Origin of the sequence: Cohnella cholangitidis, from assembly GCF_014107495.1 — a bacterium.
Taxonomy (GTDB): Bacteria; Bacillota; Bacilli; order Paenibacillales; family Paenibacillaceae; genus Cohnella; species Cohnella cholangitidis.
Window position 1 is genome coordinate 3,335,776 of record NZ_CP041969.1, and the last position, 19,765, is coordinate 3,355,540.

Annotated in this window: 16 protein-coding genes and 1 pseudogene; 9 read left to right on the forward strand and 8 right to left on the reverse strand. The window is 52.0% G+C overall.

What is annotated here, in order from left to right; translation table 11 throughout:
• Nucleotides 1–73: 73 nt before the first annotated feature.
• The 7 genes and pseudogenes from FPL14_RS15670 to fabV all read right to left on the reverse strand — a co-directional run bounded on the left by FPL14_RS15670 (nucleotide 74) and on the right by fabV (nucleotide 7,282).
• Nucleotides 74–616, reverse strand: coding sequence for a DUF2812 domain-containing protein (locus FPL14_RS15670; RefSeq protein WP_182298409.1), 543 nt, complete (start codon nucleotides 614–616; stop codon nucleotides 74–76).
• Nucleotides 609–998 (reverse strand): PadR family transcriptional regulator, encoded by a 390-nt coding sequence (locus tag FPL14_RS15675; RefSeq protein WP_182298411.1) that lies wholly within the window; start codon nucleotides 996–998, stop codon nucleotides 609–611. Before FPL14_RS15675 ends, FPL14_RS15670 begins: the two co-directional genes overlap by 8 nt.
• Before the next feature lie 138 nt (nucleotides 999–1,136).
• Nucleotides 1,137–2,369, reverse strand: a complete 1,233-nt coding sequence (locus FPL14_RS15680) for a globin-coupled sensor protein (protein ID WP_182298413.1) — start codon at nucleotides 2,367–2,369, stop codon at nucleotides 1,137–1,139.
• 5 nt (nucleotides 2,370–2,374) lie between these two features.
• Nucleotides 2,375–4,450: a sensor domain-containing protein gene (locus FPL14_RS15685; RefSeq protein WP_182298415.1), complete on the reverse strand. Its 2,076-nt coding sequence runs from the start codon at nucleotides 4,448–4,450 to the stop codon at nucleotides 2,375–2,377.
• Nucleotides 4,451–4,488: 38 nt separating this feature from the next.
• Nucleotides 4,489–4,776: an STAS domain-containing protein gene (locus FPL14_RS15690; RefSeq protein WP_182298417.1), complete on the reverse strand. Its 288-nt coding sequence runs from the start codon at nucleotides 4,774–4,776 to the stop codon at nucleotides 4,489–4,491.
• A 137-nt stretch (nucleotides 4,777–4,913) separates the two neighbouring features.
• A pseudogene (locus tag FPL14_RS30790) lies at nucleotides 4,914–6,028 on the reverse strand (AbrB family transcriptional regulator).
• Between the two features lie 63 nt (nucleotides 6,029–6,091).
• Complete coding sequence (gene fabV, locus FPL14_RS15700) at nucleotides 6,092–7,282, reverse strand: enoyl-ACP reductase FabV (protein WP_182298420.1); 1,191 nt, start codon at nucleotides 7,280–7,282, stop codon at nucleotides 6,092–6,094.
• 240 nt (nucleotides 7,283–7,522) lie between these two features.
• Here fabV and FPL14_RS15705 point away from each other — a divergent pair, with 240 nt between their 5' ends.
• The 5 genes from FPL14_RS15705 to FPL14_RS15725 all read left to right on the forward strand — a co-directional run bounded on the left by FPL14_RS15705 (nucleotide 7,523) and on the right by FPL14_RS15725 (nucleotide 10,520).
• Nucleotides 7,523–8,134 (forward strand): M15 family metallopeptidase, encoded by a 612-nt coding sequence (locus tag FPL14_RS15705; RefSeq protein ID WP_229263528.1) that lies wholly within the window; start codon nucleotides 7,523–7,525, stop codon nucleotides 8,132–8,134.
• Nucleotides 8,135–8,234: 100 nt separating this feature from the next.
• Nucleotides 8,235–8,570 carry a DUF4190 domain-containing protein gene (locus FPL14_RS15710; RefSeq protein WP_229263529.1) on the forward strand — a complete coding sequence of 112 codons (336 nt, stop codon included), beginning with the start codon at nucleotides 8,235–8,237 and terminating at the stop codon, nucleotides 8,568–8,570.
• Between the two features lie 147 nt (nucleotides 8,571–8,717).
• Nucleotides 8,718–9,014 carry a DUF4190 domain-containing protein gene (locus tag FPL14_RS15715; protein WP_182304007.1) on the forward strand — a complete coding sequence of 99 codons (297 nt, stop codon included), beginning with the start codon at nucleotides 8,718–8,720 and terminating at the stop codon, nucleotides 9,012–9,014.
• Nucleotides 9,015–9,082: 68 nt separating this feature from the next.
• Nucleotides 9,083–10,129 carry a hypothetical protein gene (locus tag FPL14_RS15720; RefSeq protein ID WP_182298424.1) on the forward strand — a complete coding sequence of 349 codons (1,047 nt, stop codon included), beginning with the start codon at nucleotides 9,083–9,085 and terminating at the stop codon, nucleotides 10,127–10,129.
• Nucleotides 10,130–10,199: 70 nt separating this feature from the next.
• Complete coding sequence (locus tag FPL14_RS15725) at nucleotides 10,200–10,520, forward strand: hypothetical protein (RefSeq protein ID WP_182298426.1); 321 nt, start codon at nucleotides 10,200–10,202, stop codon at nucleotides 10,518–10,520.
• A gap of 73 nt (nucleotides 10,521–10,593) precedes the next feature.
• Here the strand turns inward: FPL14_RS15725 and FPL14_RS15730 are convergent, their stop codons facing one another.
• A complete protein-coding gene (locus FPL14_RS15730; RefSeq protein ID WP_182298428.1) occupies nucleotides 10,594–11,364 on the reverse strand; it encodes a 3'-5' exonuclease in 771 nt (256 codons plus the stop codon).
• Nucleotides 11,365–11,526: 162 nt separating this feature from the next.
• Here FPL14_RS15730 and FPL14_RS15735 point away from each other — a divergent pair, with 162 nt between their 5' ends.
• The 4 genes from FPL14_RS15735 (at nucleotide 11,527) to FPL14_RS15750 (ending at nucleotide 19,713) form a co-directional block, all read left to right on the forward strand.
• Complete coding sequence (locus FPL14_RS15735; RefSeq protein ID WP_182298431.1) at nucleotides 11,527–14,871, forward strand: glycoside hydrolase family 3 protein; 3,345 nt, start codon at nucleotides 11,527–11,529, stop codon at nucleotides 14,869–14,871.
• Nucleotides 14,872–15,130: 259 nt separating this feature from the next.
• Nucleotides 15,131–16,906, forward strand: coding sequence for a sensor histidine kinase (locus FPL14_RS15740; protein WP_407644620.1), 1,776 nt, complete (start codon nucleotides 15,131–15,133; stop codon nucleotides 16,904–16,906).
• Between the two features lie 3 nt (nucleotides 16,907–16,909).
• A complete protein-coding gene (locus FPL14_RS15745; protein WP_182298435.1) occupies nucleotides 16,910–18,394 on the forward strand; it encodes a response regulator transcription factor in 1,485 nt (494 codons plus the stop codon).
• The gene (locus FPL14_RS15750; RefSeq protein ID WP_182298443.1) at nucleotides 18,391–19,713 is read left to right on the forward strand and encodes an ABC transporter substrate-binding protein; all 1,323 of its coding nucleotides are present in this window, start codon (nucleotides 18,391–18,393) and stop codon (nucleotides 19,711–19,713) included. The genes FPL14_RS15745 and FPL14_RS15750 overlap by 4 nt, the downstream gene beginning before the upstream one ends.
• Nucleotides 19,714–19,765 lie beyond the last annotated feature (52 nt).

Sequence of the window (19,765 nt, forward strand, 5' to 3'; positions counted from 1 at the left end):
CTGCTCTCTCTATCGGAGAGTTAGCGGCCTTACATGTTGGAGATGCGAGCGCAAGGAAGCCTAACCCGGGCGATTACTTAATCCGTCTTAATCGGACGCGGTAAGCTGCGTAAGTCATAAGGATCGGCAAGCTAGGAACGAGGCCGATCAACCCTGCCGTCTTGAATGCTTGTTCCAGAGCCGTTGTTTCCTCAGTCGACGAGGCGGGCAGGGACGACAGGACGAACAGGATCGCCGTGAGAAGCGGGATAACGAGGAGCGGCCGGAGCATTCGGACGGTCCTTTTGTATTTCTCGACTTTCGTCTCGTTATCGGTATAGATCGGCTTGGTTCCCGGCACCGCGGAGAAAATATGAATGTTGGAGCTGGAGCATACCCGCGACCATCCGCCGGCCTCGAACAGTTCGATATAGTCTTCCATCTCGTTTGGTTTTACATTGTTGTAATCCACGCTATAAATGAGCTGCTGAGGTTCGCTCTTGCGAACTTTGTAACCGAATGGAGCGAACGAGTCCAGCAGCCAGCCTTTCGCCGCAAGCCGGCTTAACTTGTTCATATCCCCTTGCTCCGTAAAGGCGAGTCCCCCCGACGACACGTAACGTTTGTTCCTAGCCATTGTCATGCTCCTCCTTCGCCGATATCCGGGCTTGATCTCCGTGCTCCGCCATTCTCTTTCTCCGTTCGATCTCGTTGGAAACGAGCTGCTTTCCTTTGTCCGTGATGGCGTACGTTTTGCGCCTTTCTTGGCTATCGTCTCCCGTTAAAACGATACTTCCATTGTCCAGCAGCTTCTTGATCAGCGTATACGCCGTCGCGGGACCGATAGCGACTTCGCCGTTCGTTAGCTTCTCGATATAGCTCATGATGCCGTACCCGTGTCTAGGAACGAGCAGGGATAGCAAGATGTAGTAGGCCGCATCGGTTAATTGTTCCATTTCCAATGTATTGTTGCGGGACAAATTCCCCACCTCCGCCCAATCGACAGTTAATGTATCCATATCAGATATATCCATAACGGATATATCTGATATGGATACAGTATCAAAAGAAAGAGGCTGGCGTCAACCAATAATAACCAAAAAAACGAAGACCGGACCCGATGGGGAACCAGCCTCCGTTTCGCTATGAAATTTGGATTAGAAATTTTGCGTTACCGTATTTAGGTCTTCGGCGGAGCTTGCCACTTTAGTCGTCGCCCGGCCGACCTCCTCGATTGCCTTCACTAACGAGTTCAACTCCGATTCTAATTTATTGATTTCGGCGAGGCTGCTCTCGAACGCGATCAGAATACGCTCGAACGCTTTCCCGGTCTGCTCGGATTGCACGCGTCCGGATTGTACCAGCTGCCGGACTTCCAATATCGATTGCACGACTTCTTGCGATTGGGAGTTGGATTGTTGGATGAGCTCGCTGATCTGTTTGACGGCTTTGGTGGTCTCTTCGGATAGCTTCTTGACTTCGCTCGCCACGACGGCGAAACCGGCTCCGTGTTGGCCGGCCCGCGCTGCCTCGATGGAGGCGTTGAACGACAGGATTCGGGTTTGCGCGGAGATTTCCTGTACGATGCGTACGATCGTTCTCATTTGATCCGAAGATTGAATGAGCTCGGAGAGAGAGGACTCCATTTGCAAGGAGCGCTCAAGAATGGATTCCATTTGCGTTTCTAGCTCGTTAAGCTTATCCGAGCCTGTCAGGGCGAGTTGTCGAGAGGTTTGAGCCATGTCGGCGCTGTGGAGGAATAGTTCGTTGACTTGGTTGCTGCTGGCGACGAGCTGCTCGGTCGAGGCGCTCGTCTGTTCCGTTAACGCGGCCAGCTCTTGGCTGACGAGACCGATCTTATGCTTCACCTCTTGCCTGACTTGCTCGTGAACTTTTTCCCTGGCCTCGAGACTCTTCAGGTCGTAGGCTTCGATAACGAGCTGCTGTTCGAAGTTAAGAAGCTTGGTGACGGCTTTGGTATAGGTCAGGCATTGCTTGCTGTTCGGAATGGAGCGGTGAATGATATCCAGGAAAGCGTTCTGCAAGTTCTGAAAGCTTCCTATGTACCACTTGGATTCGAGGCCGATGCGTTGATGGACCTCGGCGATCCGCAACCGTTTCTGAATATACCCGTTGTCGATATGTCCGCTGAAAATTTCGATGATATGCTGCCTAAGCGTCGTCCTAAGCCGCTCGACCGTGCTGTTATCGGTAATGATCTTTTTCAAGTTGGATACTTCCAAAATAGTCGAGTAGAAGGTTTCGATAATTTCGTCGATATGCTCGAGAATGAGCGGCTGGAGAGCATGGACGTTCCGTAAATCCTCTTGCGTCAGATCGATCATTTTCAATTGCGTACTTAGTAGATCGTGATCTACTTCGATGGGCATGCGGGTTACACTCCTATTAGGTAACGGGATTCCAGCCTGTCCGAGGACATAGGCGGGTCGATGATATAGCCTTGCACGATATCGCAGTCCATTGTCCGCAAATATTCCAGCTGTTCGGTCGTCTCGACGCCTTCCGCGATTACTTTCAGGTTCATGCCGTGCGCCATGTCGATAATCGCTTTCGTGATGACCGCGCTCTTCTTGTCGCTCGTCAGCTCTTGGACGAAGCTCTTGTCGATTTTCAGAATATCGATCGGGAACTGCTTCATGTACCCTAGCGCCGAGTAGCCTTTGCCGAAATCGTCTATCGCGATCTGGAATCCGAGCGATTTGAATTCGTGAAGGAGCGGAAGCACCGATTCGATATCGTTCATGCTGCTGCTTTCCGTAATCTCGATGACGATTTGTTGCGGATCGCACGGAGTTCGGCGCACGATATCGCGGACGGAAGAGACCAGATCCGGTGCCATGAACTGCCTTGCGGATAGATTAACGGCAATCGTCGGAACGGTTAGCGATTCCTCCTGCCATGATCTCAACTGAGCGCATACCTCTTTCAATACCCATCTGCCAATATCCATAATGATGCCGGTTTCTTCCGCGATCGGAATGAATTCGCTAGGCGAGACGGGACCTAACGTAGGATGATTCCAACGAAGCAACGCTTCGATGCCTTCCATATGGCCGTTCTCGGCATTCACTTGAGGCTGATAGTAGACCTGCAGCTCGCCTTTGGCGGCCGCCCACCGCAACTCGTTCTCCAAATCAAGCTTGCGCTTGAACGTGTCCATTATGCCTGCGTTGAATAGCTGGTAACCGCCGTTGTGCGTTTTGGCCTCGTACATGGCCAGGTCGGCATGCTTGACTAAGGTGTTGAAATCGTCGCCGTGCGAGGGACACATGCATATCCCGATACTGGCGGTAAGATACAGTTCGTTGTCTTCGACGACAAAGGGCCGCTTCATCGAAGAGATCATCCGCTCAGCCGCCGTAATCGCCTCCGAGGGCTCTTGCAAATCTTGCAGAACGACAATAAACTCGTCGCCGCCCAAGCGGGAAACGATGTCGTTCTTGGTAACGCCCGAGCTTAACCGGTCGGCGACCTGCTGAAGCAGCTTGTCGCCTACGTTGTGCCCCAAGGAATCGTTGACCATCTTGAATCGGTCCAGATCGACGAATAACACGGCCAGATTGCGCTTGCCTCGGGCGGCTCGCGCCGTAGCTTCGTTCATTAGCTCATAGAGCAGAGTGCGGTTGGGCAATCCGGTCAGCGGATCGAAGTGGGCTAAATATTTCAGATGCTCTTCGGATTGCTTGCGCTCCGTAATGTCGGTGAACATGCCTATGTAGTTCGTGATATGTCCTTGTTCGTCTCGAAGCGTCGAGATGGACAGCCACTCGGGATACAATTCTCCGTTTTTGCGACGATTCCAAATCTCCCCCTGCCACAAACCGGAGGAATGGATTCGTTCCCACATCTTGATATAGAAATATTGGTTCTGGATGCCGGAGCTCAGCAATCCCGGCGTATGCCCGATAGCTTCTTGTTCGGTATACCCGGTCATCGTCGTGAAAGCCTGGTTAACGGCAAGGATTCTCAGCCGTTTATCCGTAATCATGATCCCTTCGCTGGCGTTGCTGAATACTTGCGCATGCAACCGGAGCCTGGAGATCGTATTCTTGCGATGGGTAATATCGGTGAACATTCCGACGTAGTGGAGCGGGCACCCCTCGTCGTCCTTGACGGAATGTATCGTAAGCCACTCCGGGTAGATTTCTCCGTTCTTTCTGCGGTTCCAGATTTCCCCTTCCCACTGGCCGTCCTTATGAATAGAAGCCCACATTTTCACGTAAAAATCCGCATCCTGCGTTCCCGATTTCAGCATGCTCGGGGTTTGTCCGATGACATCGGACGCGTCGTACCCGGTTATCGCGATGAAAGCAGGATTGACGCTGACGATTCTGGAGTAGCGATCGGTAACCATAATGGCTTCCTGCGATTCATAAAATATCGTGGCGTATGGCAACGCCAGGTCTTCTTGTGCCTGCATGCCGCAAAGGGAGTGAGGATGTCGATTCATGAGTGTACCCCTTTCTGTTGCTGGCTTCGCGTCGTTTGTCAGAATGTGATGCCAGCCATGGTTAACCGTTCTTGGAGCCGTTCGTGCATACCCGTGAAAGTAACCGTCGCGTGAAAATCAGTACAAATCTTCTGCACGGCCAGCAATAATCCGAGACCTGAGCTGTCCATGTCGGGTACCGCTTCGAGATGAAAGGTGATTCCGGAAAATTCTCGTTGAATCAGCGGGAACAAATGCTGGCGGATGGAAGTCGCTTCTTTAACCCCGATCGTTCCGGTTAACACGACTTCGATTTGCTGATCGATATCTCTGATTTCATAGCACATGAACGGGCCTCCCTAGAATGGAGCTGTATACCTATCTATACCGTGGATGGCAATATTTATCTGTGACTTTCCTCACAACGCCGCGAAGCCGGCAATCCTAGGAGTAGGAGCGCCGGCTTCGCCTAAAGAAAAGGTATTCATTGTTCGGGAGAAGGGTTGCTCTTGGCAAGTTTCCTGAAGAGGATTCTAATCAACGGCGGAACGGCGAAAAAGATAAAGAAAGTCCGGAAAAGCTGGTAACTGGTGACGATGGAGACATTCGCGTTGATCTCGTGCGCGATGATGCCCATTTGATCCATCCCGCCGGGGGATAGACTCAATAGCGAAGTCGCGGCGGAGACGGGGTGCATCATCGTCATCAGGTAGCTTAGCCCGCCCGCGCCTAAGACGAGAATAACGCCGCTGGCTGCGGCAAGCGAGACGATTCGAAGCTTGTTCGGCAGAGTCTCCGGTTTCAGCAGCAACCCCACATAACATCCGATCATTAACTGCGCGGCCGCGATCAATTGCGAAGGCAATACGGGTCCCGGCATTCCGGATAGATGCAGCGCGGCGGCGACGATCATCGGGACTAACAAATATGCGGTAGGAAAACGGATTTTTTGCCTAGTATGGCGCAAATGGTGCAGGCGATGGCATAGGGAATAAGATCGGGCAGAAGTTCGCCCCAGCTCGCGGACGCCGTTGCATGGATCGAATCCGGAAGCGCCGGGTGCGCCGAGCCGATTATCGGGCTGAAAATGATAAGAGGGACGGCTACGACGATCATCATTAACCTGGAAGCTTGCAAGAAAGCGACGACCGTGATGTCGATGCCTTTCGTCTCCTCCGCGAGGGCGATCATCTGCGTAAGTCCGCCTGGAATGCTCCCCGTCAAAGCGGTCGGGAAAGGAATTCCCGTCAGTTTCGATAAGCCGTAAGCGATGAGCGAGCAGAGGAGCAGCAATAGTAAGGTCAGCAAAACCATCGAAGGCAGCTGACGGGAGATTTCCCGAAGCGTCGCGATCGTAAACGAGAGGCCGATGGCGTAGCCGACGACAATGAGTCCCGCGCTCTGGAAGTAGCCCGGCCAATGGAGCTTAACGGACCCTCGGCTAGCTAACCATACTCCGATCATAGGCCCGAGCAGCCAGGGGATCGGGATATGCGCGAGCGTGAAGAGATAGCCGGACGCTAGAGCGATAAGCAAGGTCAGGCCGATTCCTTGGACAGTTCTCATATGAGTTGTAATCCTCCGGATAAATCGAGTCATATTCGGCGAAACAAGAGGGCCGGGTTCCTCCTCGGAGGATACCCGGCCTTAGTCGTTCGTGGCTTAGCTCAAATTCGGAATGCTTACGTTCGGGTCGACGTCCGCTTCGTAATCGACGCCGTCCGTTTCGAATCCGAACAATTGGAAGAACTCGCGTCGGTAGCCTGCGAGATCCGTCAGTCGGTTAATATTATCCGTCGTCAGATCGGCCCAGATTTTCGCGACTTCCTGTTGAACGTCATCCCGCATTTCCCAATCGTCGATACGGATGCGGCCTTCTTCGTCGACCGGGACGCCCGCCTCCGAATAGAGACGGTCGGCGAACAGGCGGTAGGTTTGCTCGATGCACCCTTCGTGGATGCCTTTTTCCTTCATGACCTTATACAAGGCGGAGATATATAGCGGCACGACCGGAATAGCCGAGCTGGATTGAGTGACAAGCGCTTTGCTGACGGTGACGTATGCCCGTCCGCCGTTTGCCCCGAGCTGTTCGTTCAACTGCTTGGCCGTAGCTTCAAGGTGGTCTTTGGCTTGTCCGATCGTTCCGTCGCGGTAGATGTCTTTCGTAATTTTCGAACCGATATAGGAATAAGCGATCGTGGTCGCATCGTCGGCCAATACTCCGCCTTGCCGCAACGCGTCGATCCACAATTGCCAGTCGTCGCCGCCCATGACGTCGACCGTCTCGCGAATTTCTTCTTCCGTTGCCGGCTCGATCGTGATCGTACTCACTTCGCCGTCATGGAAGTTTACGGTTTTGTTCGTATAAGGCTGTCCGATCGGCTTCAGCACCGAATTGGACGTTATTCCCGTCTTAGGATCCGTTCGGCGAGGCGATGCCACGCTGTATACGACCAGATCTACCTGTCCGAGCTCGCGGCGGATGAGATCGACCGCCTTTTGCTTTGTCTCGTCGGTGAAGGCATCACCGGTTACGCTATACGATTTGAGCCCGGCTTGTTGGGCCGCGTTCTCGAATGCCGCCGAATTGTACCAGCCGGCGGAAGCCGGGCGGTCTACGGCGCGTTGGCCTTGGCGGTATATGCCGACGGTATTGGCGCCTGCGCCGAAAGCCGCAACGATTCTGGAGGCTAGCCCGTATCCGGCGGATGCTCCGATAACGAGCACGTTGCGTGGCCCTTTCAGCGCCGGTTGTGCTTTTACGTAGTCTACTTGTTCCTGTACTTGCGCAGCGCAGCCTTGCGGGTGCGCAGTCGTGCAAATAAATCCGCGTGTTCTTGGTTTGATGATCATTGTACGTTGATTTCCCTTCTGAGTTCGATTGCTGTTTTCTATTTTAACGATTTTTCGCCAAAACGGAAACTCCGGTAGTCGTCCCCTCGATTCTCTGCCTATCGCGTTATGCAACATAAGAACTAATTTCGTATAATGGCTTTGGGTGTCAGAGTAGAATGACAGAGGATATGAACCTGAGAGAATGGATACTCTATTAGTAGAGTCGATATTTTAAATTGAAAGGGCAAAGGTTAAAAAATGAATACGAATCAAGAGGTTTCCGCAGTGCGCTCCAGTTCTAAGCCGATGAGCCGTCAACGCCGCAGCTGGCTGTGGTTGGCCGCATTCGCGATGCTGGCTATACTCCTTCTGGCAGACGCGGGAAAGTTGCAACGATGGCTTCCGATCGGATGGTTTCGCGAGGTTCAGGCCGTCACGGGCTTGCATCCGATCGTTGCAGAGCATAAGGATAAACTAATCGCCGAAAGCAAAAAAATAGGAATCCGCGTAGTTATCACCGATGATTTTCGCAGCACGGAAGAGCAGGATGCCTTGTATCGGAAGGGGAGGAGCGATGGCGGAGCGATCGTTACGCAAGTGAAGGGAGGGCAATCTTTCCACAATTACGGTCTTGCGATCGATTTCGCGCTAGGAGTCGCCGGGGGCAAAGTGATATGGGACTTGGAATACGACGGGAACGGCAACGGCAAGTCGGATTGGATGGAAGTGGTGGCCATCGCCAAGAGGCTGGGGTTCAGCTGGGGCGGAGATTGGGCGAGTTTTCCCGATTATCCTCACCTGCAGATGGATTTCGGTTACTCGATAGGCGAGCTTCAACGGGGCTGGCGACCTCCGGAGCAAACGTCATAGCCTGCTAAGCAAGCGAAGATCCTTCTAGTCGTTTATGGTACTCCGACTTCTTCAAATGGAGTATAATGGAAGAATGCATACAGGATTAGGAGGATCTTCCTTGGACTACAACTTGAAAGAACCGCAGTACGGTTTTTCTCCGCATACCGAAACTTACGTTCCGCCGAAGACGAACGGCAAATCTATTGCCGGGCTAGTGTTGGGGATATTATCCATCATTTTGCCTTATATCGGCTTCTTCATCGGGATCGGCGCGATCGTATTCTCGGCTGTATCTCTTAAAGAGATCAAGAATAGGCAAGAGAAAGGCCGAGGAATGGCGATCGCGGGATTAGTGTGCGGGATCGTCGCGACTTCCCTTTATGTGCTCGGCTTTTTGATCGGGTTCGTGATAGGGTTCAGTTCAGGCTTTTGGGACGCCGCTACTAATGGATGAACAACGCGAATAATGTAAAATAATGTCTACCGCGACATGAGGAATAGGGTATAATGGGGATACTCGACATGATTAGGAGGATCTTCCTTGGATCAAAATTTTAAAGAACCGCAATACGGATTTACGCCACCGCCTCCGCAACCTTACATGCCACCGAAAACAAACGGCAAATCGATCGCTGCGCTAGTGCTTGGGATCTTGTCGATTATATTACCTTATATCGGGTTCATCGTCGGGATTATCGCAATCGTTTTTTCTGCTATTTCCCTTAAAGAAATCAAAAAAAATCAAGAGCAAGGGCGCGGAATGGCGATTGCCGGGCTTGTGTGCGGAATCGTGGGGACGGCGCTCTACGCGATTATTATTCTGATTGTCGTTATCGCGTCCATCGCTTTTTGGGATTCGGGTTATTCGAGCTTTAACAATAATTATTCTTTCGGATAAGCCGACCGAAGACCGGAACCTTATTTTAGGGCTTCCGGTTTTTTTCATATCCGGAAAGGAGTCGTTCTATGGGTATTCATAAACTCCGGAAATCGACGTTCTGGTTTGTGCTGATGGCGTTGATCATCGTCATGGCGGACCTGAGCATCGTTCGGCTGATATCTGCTGCAGAAGAAGATCCAACGCTGGCGTATGCCGTTCTTGTCGATTGCGCGCTGGTCGTTCCTTTTTTGTATTGGTTGCTTATTCTGCGTCCCAAAGGAAAGTCCATTGCCGCGATCGCCGTATTGCCTATGATCGGAATATTGGCCGCGTGGCTTATTCTTCCGCCTGCGCAGCGAAGCATGGCGTGGAATGGGAGTTGGCCCGTTGAGTTGTTTCTGATCGCCGCCGAACTCGCCTTTGTCGGATACGAAGCTCGGATCGCTTATCGCGTGATTAGGAACTTCCGAAAGGTTGCGCGCGAGGAGAGAGATACGGCGGAAGCTTTGCGTATCGCGATTCAAGAAGGGATCGGCATGGGGAAACTGGCATCGTTGGTCCTTCACGAAGCGAGCATGATGTACTACTTGCTGTTCTCTTGGCGAAGAAAGCGGGAGGAGGAGTCTGCCGATAAGGCATTGTTCTCCTATCATAAGAATACGAATCAGGTACTCTATGCCGCCATTCTCTCCAAAGTCATTCTCATCGAAGGTGTCGTCGTTCACCTCTTGCTCCAGTCGTGGTCCCACTGGGCGGCATGGATTCTAACGATCGCGGACTTATGGTTGCTGGCTTTGATCTGGGGCGATTGCCGCGCGTCCGTTCTTCAACCGGTCAAGTTAGCGGACGATAAACTTCGCTTGAGGTATGGGTTGCGGATTCGCGCCGATATTCCGCTTGAGGAAGTATCCCACGCCGCCAGCGCGCGGGAATTTCAACCCGATCCCGAAGAGCAGAAGAAAGCCGCGCTGCCGATCGCCGGAACGCCCAATGTTCGAATCGAGCTTAAGCATCCGGTCACGGTAGAGGGATTGTTATTCCTTCCTCGAAAGGTAAGCGTTATTTTTCTTGCTCTTGATGAGCCGGAACGGTTCGCGAATATGGTTAATTTGGGTGTTTCTAGGAATGGGTAATAAATGTTGGGATATTCATTTTGTCGAATACCCCTTATAATAGGATAAAATACCCAAGGGGGAGTTCTTTTTGAGTAATTCCAGAGTACTAAAATGGATTACGGGTTCCATTGAGATTTTCTTAGCTATTCCTCTAATCGGGGCATTAGTCGTTATGGGGTCAGGGTATACGGTATTGGTCATTACGTTGATCCTGCACATTGTAACGCTGGTTCTTTCTTCTTCGAACAAAGAGCCGATCTATGGCTCCGTAATGGGAATTATTACTTCCTTATTAGCGTGGATTCCGTTCGTAGGATGGCTTCTTCATCTTCTAACCGGTATTTTCCTCATGGTGACTGCCGCTAAGAAACCGAACCAACTCCCTCCTCCACCGGCACCGCATTATTAATGGATCATCGATACGATTAAAAAAGGCTGTCCCATAAGAGGGCAGCCTTTTTAGCATTCCGTCGATGACGACGCTAGCTCCCCGATTTAGGTTGCCGCGCTTTCGCGAGCTCGGACGAGTAATACTCCTTCAACTCAGCCGTTTTCCTCTCGTCGGTTAAAGCGATTCTCGCCGCCAGATAGTTTTCCGCGAACGCGTCCCATTCCTGAATCTTCTTCTGGGAGACCATCGAACGAACGGCGTTCTTAATCATCCTGCGCTCCTTGGAGTTGGAGAATTGGTCCTTATATTGCTGCTTGAGCTCGAAATCCAGGTCGCCGAACAGTCGCCGGAACACCTCGGAGGTCATTCGCGCGTCGTCCAATGCCCGGTGAGCCGAACCTTCCGCGGTAATGCCGAGATCGAGAAGGGCGGCTTCGACGCTCACATCGTTCGTAACCTTCTTGTAGCGCAGAAAACCCTTAAGCAAGTCGAAATAATAGGCAGCCATCCAGTTCGTATCGTCGAGCTTGTGCATTCTCGTGTCGAACACGATACGCTTCAAGTCCTCCCCGCCCCAGGTAACCAGTATGAATGATTCGCTGCGGGCGAGCCATTGCTCGAATTCGGCGATTACCTTCGGGAAACCGGGAGCGACGTCGATGTCCTCCTGCGGGATTCCCGTTTTTTTCTTGATAAAGCTATTCAGCTTAGAAAAATACACGGGTTTGATCAACGAGGAAAACTCGTCTACATGCTGCAATGCCGAATTCAACCTCACGGCTCCGATTTCGATGACTTCCATCGGCAAGTCGCTGGCGAACTTTCGGCCGTTGAATTCGATGTCCAGAATAATATAGTCCAACTGGGTTCCTCCGCTCTATGACTCGTAACTTCCATTCTACCAAAAAGCCGGCCGATTCGCTCTGCCCAAAAAATAAGGAAAGAATCAGAAAAAAGCCCGTCTTATAAAGCGCGTCGAAAGCGCTTACGATTAGGAAGAACTCTCAGTCAAGGAGGAAAAAAGATGACTTCCAAAGTTGCACCAAGAACAATGGGCAAGCGTTTGATTCACCTAGCGTTAGCCGCGTGCCTTAGCATCCCTCTAGTTTCCGCTGTATCGCCCGCCGACAGGGCCCGGGCTGAGACGGCAACTTCCGTGACCCCGGTATTCAGCGGTAACCCTAAGGACTTAAAAACCTTTGTGGATGATGTATTGGATCACATGAATATCGATGATCTGGCCTATTATGCGGCACAGAAGACGGCGACGGAACCACGCGTGACTCTGGACGGAACCGGTTACCGGTTGCCTGCCGGCGCGGCGGGAGGTTCGGACAATGTGCACGGCGTAGCGACGGATATGCCGGTGACGATGCATCTGGGTCAATCGTGGGATCAGGATCTGATGAAGCAGGTCGGAACCGTGCTCGGAAACGAAAAAAGAAGCCAGGTCGGATTAGACAATGCGAATCCGCTTATGTTCTCCGCGGTGGCGGACGTTCGCATCAATCCGCTTAGCGGACGTTATGAAGAAGGTTTCGCCGAAGATCCGTTTCTTACGAGCGTATTGGCTGACAAGCTCGCCCGCGGGATCGTAGGGGATGATCCCTTTTACTTGAAAGTCCAGCTCGGAACGAAGCACTATATGACCTACAATTCGGAATGGAACCGTAATACGGGCAACTATTATACGGGAGCGCGCGGATTGTACGAGTATCAATTGCCGGGCTTCTTCAAGGCTATCGAGAGCGGCTCGATCCAAGGGGTCATGAGCTCCTACGCGACGCTGAACGGCGTTCCCGGCGCTATCTCTCCCGAATTGATCAGAGCGGAGAGCAAAGCTCCGTTCTCGTTGTTTAACGTGTCCGACTTTAACGGCGACGGATTGATGGTTACGCAATACGGCAACGGCTACGACAAAACCTACGTGCCTGACAATGACCATCTTGCCGGGCTGATGCTGCTAGCCGGTTCGCATATGAATAACTCCACCGCGACCGGGGAGGCGGGAAGCCCGACGGCGGACAATTACAAGAACGCCGTTAATAAGAAGCTCTACGGCGTGACGATCCAGCATCTTAAAGAACTGGTTCGCCCCCAAGTAGAGCTCTGGGTACGCGTCGGCTATTTCAATGCAAAGACCGCTCAAGGCTTGCCGATAGGGTATCCTTACGCCGGATTGACCGTTGATGTTAATAAGGTGGACTTCAATACGGCGAGCCATCAACAAGTCGCCCTCCAGGCCGCGCGCGAAGGGCTTGTCTTGCTTAAGAACGAGGGTAGCGTGCTGCCTCTAAGCAAAAACGCCAAAGTAGCGGTAATGGGACAGTTGGCGGATGCGCGCTTGAAGGATATCTACGCATCCGAGACGCCGAAGATCGAGGGCTCGGGAACTACGCCTCTTGCCGCCATTCGCCATTTAATCGGCGCGGACCAAGTGGCCTACGACTCCGGTGCGAAGAAAATCGCTTTGAAATCGGAGAAAACCGGTAAATTCGTGACGGCGGCTTCCGGGAACGGACAGCAGCTTACCGCAGGTACAGATTCGGTAGCAGCGGCGGGGACGGGTAAATCGTTCTACCCGCTACCTGGCTCGCAAGGATACGTGAGCGAGAATGAAGCTTTCGAAGTGTTGGATTGGGGCAATCGGGCGTACAGCTTCAAATCGCTCGCCAACAACAGTTGGGTGACGGGGAACGGCGATAAGGACCTAGCCGGCGACAAAGCGATGGTTCAGAATAACGGCAAAGACATGCTGTCCCAATCATGGGAAGGCGGTTTTGCGCTGAATATGTTCGCGACCAATTTCCCATCCTACTTCAGCTATGAGACGAATGCTTACGGTCAGAAAAATATTCGTACCGGAGCTCTGCCGGCTTGGAGCTTCTCGAGCAACGTGCCGTTCCAGAAGTCCATGTTGACGGAAGGTTATTATTTCTCCGTAAACGGCAGCAATGCCGTAGTGGCGGGCACGACGGTAGATCAATTCAAATCGGCGGCGGATGCTAAGGACTATGCGTTCTCCGAATTCGTCTTAGAAGAGCCGGGAGCGCAAGCTTCGGCATTGAAAGCTTCTAACGAATACGCTATTGTCGTCGTAGGCGCAGGTCCCAAAATCGTAGCAGGGGAAGGCGTCGACCGTTCCAGCTTAGAGTTGGGAGCGGATCAGGCGAAGCTCGTACGCAATGCTGCCGCGCAGTTCCCCGGCAAGACGATCGTCGTCATCAATTCGAACTATCCGTTGGCTGTTCAGGACATTCAGGACGATAAGAACGTGGCAGCTATTCTGTATGCTTCGTACGGCGGACAATATGATAACAAGGCGTTGGCCGAGGTTCTGTTCGGCGATTATGCGCCGGCTGGCCGGTTGACCGGCACATGGCTGAAAGACGCAAGCTCCCTTCCCAAGCTGACGGCGGGAGAACAAAGCGAAGTCGATCCTGCATATACCGTAGACATGTCGATCTCGGATCCGATCCAAACCAAATTGACTTACTTGTATTCCGAAGAGAAGCCTACCTACGAGTTCGGTTACGGGCTCACTTACACGGACTTCAAGTACAGCAAAATGGAAAGTTCCTCGACAGTTAAATCCGACCGTACTTTTAACGTTAAGTTCACGGTAACCAACACGGGCGAGACGACGAGCGACGAAGTCGTCCAGCTATACGTGCATGCTCGCAATTCCGCTTACGGCGCTTATGCTCCGAAGAAACAGTTAGCCGCATTTAAACGGATCAAAAATATTAAGCCGGGACAATCCGTAGCGGTGACGTTGACGGTCAATCCGAAGGATTTTGCGGTCTGGGATGTCAACAAACAAGATTATACGGTTGAGGCCGGTACCTATGACGTGATGGTAGGCCGTTCCTCAAGTCATATTCTGCTTAGCCGAACCGTCGAGGTTAAAGGCGATTCCATCTCCGAGCTTAAGCGGAATCAAGAAGCGAACGTGTGGGAGCACGCCTTCGCAAGCAAGGGCGTTATCGGCTCCGAGGTTTCCAAAGCCAGAACGGCTAAATATAAGGGACAATACTATGCCGTTACTTCAACGGCCAAGGGCGATTTCGTAGGCATTCCGAAAGCGAATCTAACCGGTGCCAAATCCGTTACGATGCGCGTGGCGACAACTAATCCGACCGGGAAGATCGAGGTGCGCGCAGGGTCCCCGTCGGGTACGCTGCTTGGCACGGCGAGCTTCGGCTCCACTGCTCCCGTATCTTATGGAATCGGGGGCGGGCAAACCGTTCAAGAGCTCGGCTTCAAGGAAGTTACCGTTCCGATTAAGTCGGCGAATAAGGGCAGCCAGAATCTGTTCTTGGTTTTCCAAGAAGGCAATATTCGCATAGATAGCATCAAAATCAAATAAAAGACCAAACCAAAACAAGGGGCTGATGCAGTCCCTTGTTTTGTCGCGTAGGAACGCTAAGAGGTCCGACCTGAAAAATTCGGATGTCTTCCAAAAAATGCGGCGCTTATGAATGCTTGTCTTTTGGTCTAAAATAGGGATTGATATCCGGAGTATCTGGTGCTACGATTCCCTGATCTGCCTAACAAACGACTTGGCGGTTTAGGGAATTTTATTTTCTGCTTCAAGACCGAATGAATGAAATGAATTAAAAGGGCGAATGATCGTGAACCATTGGCGTGAAATGATTAATTACATGCGTTTGCCGCGAATACGGAGCCGATTCCTCGCAGCCATGATTCTGGTGTCGCTTCCGCCCTTGTTCGTACTGGGTTACGTCTCCTTTAATATAGCCAAGGAAACGCTCGTCCAAAACCATATCCAAACGAATCAGGGCCACTTAAAAACATCGAGCGAAATGGCGGATCTTCTTCTCCGGAATATCATTAATATGAACCGGATCATTTTGTCCAACGAGCCATTGAGGCAGGAGCTCTATCAGAGCGGAGAGGCCAAGGGCAGTAACCAAGAGGTGCTGGATGTAAGAACGGCGAACCGCCTGCAAAATATCGTCGTATCCAATTTGTTCGATACGCAGAATATCGATTCCATATGCCTGTTCGACCGTAATTTCAAATCGGTGTGTTACGGGCGATCGGAGCAGGCCGGCAAGTACGGAACCGATGTTACCCGCGGACAGATCGCGGGTACCGATTGGTATACCCAGAGCTTGTCCGCCAAAGGCAAAGAAGTATTTTTCGGCTATAACGTACTGGAGGAATCGACATCGAGCAACTCCTTTTCCAGCGTCAAATTGTTAAGGGATCCGAACCGCCTAAGCGGAGAGATGATCGGGTTGCTGGTCATCAATATTCGGAAGACGATATTTCGGCAGGCGGTCAACGAAACCGATCAAAGCGGGTTTCTGGTATTGGATCCTGATGGGCAAGAGCCCGTGGTCGTATATGATCATCGTCCGGAGCTGACCAAGAGCGTCGGGGTGGGGTCGAGCCTAGAGGACACGTTGTCTCGTTTCGAGCAAGCCGGCTACCTCTACAGCCAATACCGCAATTCGACGAGCGGCTGGATGTTCGTGCATTTCGTGGAGACCAAAGCGCTCTTGAAACAATCTGACCGTATCGGCACCATCACGATGCTGATCGCGGCACTGATCGCGGGAATCGCTCTGCTCGTGTCCTATTTCGTATCGGGAACCATTACGCGTCCCCTGCTGCAACTGAAGAAAATGATCGTGGATTGGGCTAAAGGCAATCCGGCAAGCGAGCCGAACGAATCCTTCACCGCGGATGAAGTCGGGGCGATCGGCCAGACTTTTCAAAGAATGACCTTGGAGAACAAGCAGTTGAGCGAACGGCTTCTTCAATCGCAGTTGAAGGAGCGAGAGGCGGAGCTTAGATCGCTTCAAGCCCAAATAAAACCTCACTTTCTATACAATACGTTGGACTCTATCTATTGGATGTCTATGCTCGAGGACAAAACGGACATCGCCCAGATGGCGTTATCGCTTTCCGAGAGCTTCAAGCTCAGCCTTAACAAGGGAAGGGAAACGATCCCGGTCTTCAAGGAACTGAAGCATATCGAACACTATATGATTATTCAAAATTTACGATACGACAATCGGTTTGTATATGTCGAAGAAGTAGATGAAGACATTATGCAATTCGAGATGATGAAGCTTCTGCTGCAGCCGCTTGTCGAGAATGCCATCTATCATGGTCTCGAGCCTAAGGTGGGGCCCGGAACGATTACGTTGACCGGTCGCAAAGACGGCGAGTTCCTTGTGTTCACCGTGTCGGACGACGGGGTGGGGATGGCGGATTTGTCCCGAACGGAGCAAGGATACGGCATGCAGAACGTCCGTGAACGGTTGCGCTTATATTATGGTCCGAATAGCTCGTTTAAGGTTCAAAGTTCGCCGGGCGCGGGAACGATGATCGAACTTCGGTTTCCGTACAACGAGAGAAGGGAGGAATGAACAATGCTCAAGGCGGTTGTGTTCGACGACGAGTTCATAGTGCTCAAAGGGCTGCAGAAGCTGATCGATTGGTCGGAATACGGAGTGGAACTAGTCGGAACGGCCGCGGACGGACTCTCCGCGTTGGAAGTATTTCGGCGGCTTAAACCGGATATCGTTATGACGGATATTCGAATGCCCGGGATGGACGGGCTTCAACTGATCGAAATCATTCGCATGGAATGTCCGGATACGATGTGCATCGTGTTCAGCGGCTATAACGAATTCGAATACGTAAAACGGGCAATCAAATTGGGCGTCGTCGATTACCTTGAGAAGCCGGTCACGATTACTAAGATCAGGGAAGGGATTCAAAAAGCGGTTAACAAGATCACCGAATTAAATGAACTATCTTCGTTGAAGCAGAAATGGCAACAGGGCCTTCTCGAGAAGACGACCCTTGATCTATTATTGCAAGGTTCCGATGCAGAAGCGGCTTGGGCGGAACAATTCGGTCCGGATGCCTATCGGTTGACCGGGATTACGGTACTGGCCTGTTCAAATAGAGAGTTCGATCTGGATAACGGAGCTTCTACGGCATATAGGACGGTTTCCATCCGTAACGGCTCCGAAAATCTCGTCGTCGTTTTCCATTTCGATTCGACTTCGCAAGAGTGGACGGAGGATTCGGTAACTTGGTCCGAGTCCGCAATCGGATCCGGGCGTACGTACTCTTCTTTGGCCGACGCTCCCAAGAGCTACAAGGAGGCGTTAAGAGCGCTTCGATACGGCAAATATTTGGAGGGGAAAGGCTGGATTCGTTTCGAGGATCTCGGGGATAGTCACGCGGTGAATCCCAATCTCTCCGAAAGGGAAGAAGAAGTCCTCTTCGACATGAGGGTCGGGGATAAGGAAGGTCTGATGAAGAAGCTGGACGGTTATCTCGAGGAGTTTAGAAACGAGAGACTGGATCCCGAGGTTGCCGAAATCGAATTGCTGAAAATGGTGTTCCACGGTTGGGAAGTCGCAAAAGAGACGGGCGGTAATCCGGGGGAAATCAAACCGGCCGGTTATTTGCCGCAACTTGAGCTGCGTAACATGCAGACGCAGGATGAAATGGCGGCATGGCTTCGCCATGAAATGGAGACGATCATGGATTGGATTATCGGAGTGCGTCAGCGGTCCAAGCATTCGGCCGTGGAAAAGGCAATCCGGTATATTAGCGATCACTTCGGGCGCGATTTAACCCAACAGGAAGTCGCGGACCATGTGGAGATGAACGCCACCTATTTCAGTCTGTTGTTCAAGGAGCAAATGGGCATATCCTACATCAAGTATTTGACGAAGGTCCGCATGGAGAAGGCCAAGGAGCTCTTGAACGAAGGATTGCCTATCCATGAGATCAGCGAGAAAGTCGGATACTACCACGCGCGCCACTTTTCCGAAGTATTCAAGAAGCAGACCGGCATGACTCCGGGACAATACCGTTCGAATGGGGGAGGGTCATGAGCGCTAAGATAAGGGTGTTGGTCCGCGGTTGGGCGCTTGCTTGCCTGGCTCTCTCGATACTTTCTTCATGCGGCGCTTCTTCGAAGGAAGAGCCGAGCCGGCCGGAGGACGAGATCACGACTATCCTGTATCTGACCTCGATCAAGGAGAACGAAGGAAGCTCCAGGATCATCGGCGAACTCGCCAAGGAATATCAAAGCGAGCACCCCCATGTGCAGTTCAAGCTCGAGAACATAGCGGAAGGCGACCTCACGCAGAGAGTGCAATTGCTGGCCGCCAGCAACGATCTGCCGGAATTATTCAATTACCAATCGGGAAAACCGCTGCTCGATATTATTCGAAGCGACTCCGCGCTAGATTTGGAGGAAACCTTCAACGAACTCGGGATGATCGATAATTTAAATCCTGCCGCGGTCGACCTGCTGAAGGCTTATGTGAATGAATCGGGATTGTATGCGCTTCCGCTCGAAATGAATATCGAGGGGTTCTGGTACAACAAAGAGATATTCTCCAAGTATCGTTTGGAGGAGCCGACAACATGGGATGAAATGCTGCAGATCGCCCATATGCTACAGCAGGAGGGGGTCCAGCCTTTTTCCGTCGCGGGCAAGGAGAAGTGGCCCATCACTAGGTTGATTAACGCGTATGCCATTCGCATGTACGGTGCCGACGCGATGGAACGCGTGGACAAAGACGAGTTGAAATTGACCGGTCCCGGTTTTCTGGAGGCCGCCCAGACCGTGCAAAATATGGGCCTCAGCGGTTATTTCGGGCCCTTGGTGAACACGATCGATCTAGGAACGTCCGTCGATCTGTTTTTGCAGGGCAAGGCCGCAATGTTATATACGGGCAGCTGGCAGCTTCGGGATTTTAACGATTCCGTTCGCAATAAGATCGGCGTCGACCAAATCGGTTTTTTCAGCATTCCGTTGGTTCAGGGCGGCTCGGGAACGCTTGACGAGTATCCGGTAAATGCGGGTTTGACCACCTCGTTTTCCAAGTCGGCGTACAATGAAGAAGTGGGCAAGTGGATGAAATACGTGTTCGAACGATACGGGGATCGTGCCATGGGAGAGCTCGGCATGGTTACCGGATTTAATGTGCATACGCTGCCGGCAGACGTTTCCCCATTGACGAAGATGGTTCAAGACAAGATCAATCACGTCAAGAAGGGCGCTCTATGGTTCGAGGCCCGATTCAGCACGAGAGCGCAACTGCTGGCATGGGACAACGTCCAGCTGCTCGTTACCAACCGCAATTATACGCCGGGCCAATATCTGATGGAATTGCAGCAGGAGATCGATAAGGATCGGCGCTGAAGGCTATGGCGGATACCATGACTATTCAAGGACCCTACGGGTCCTTTTTCTA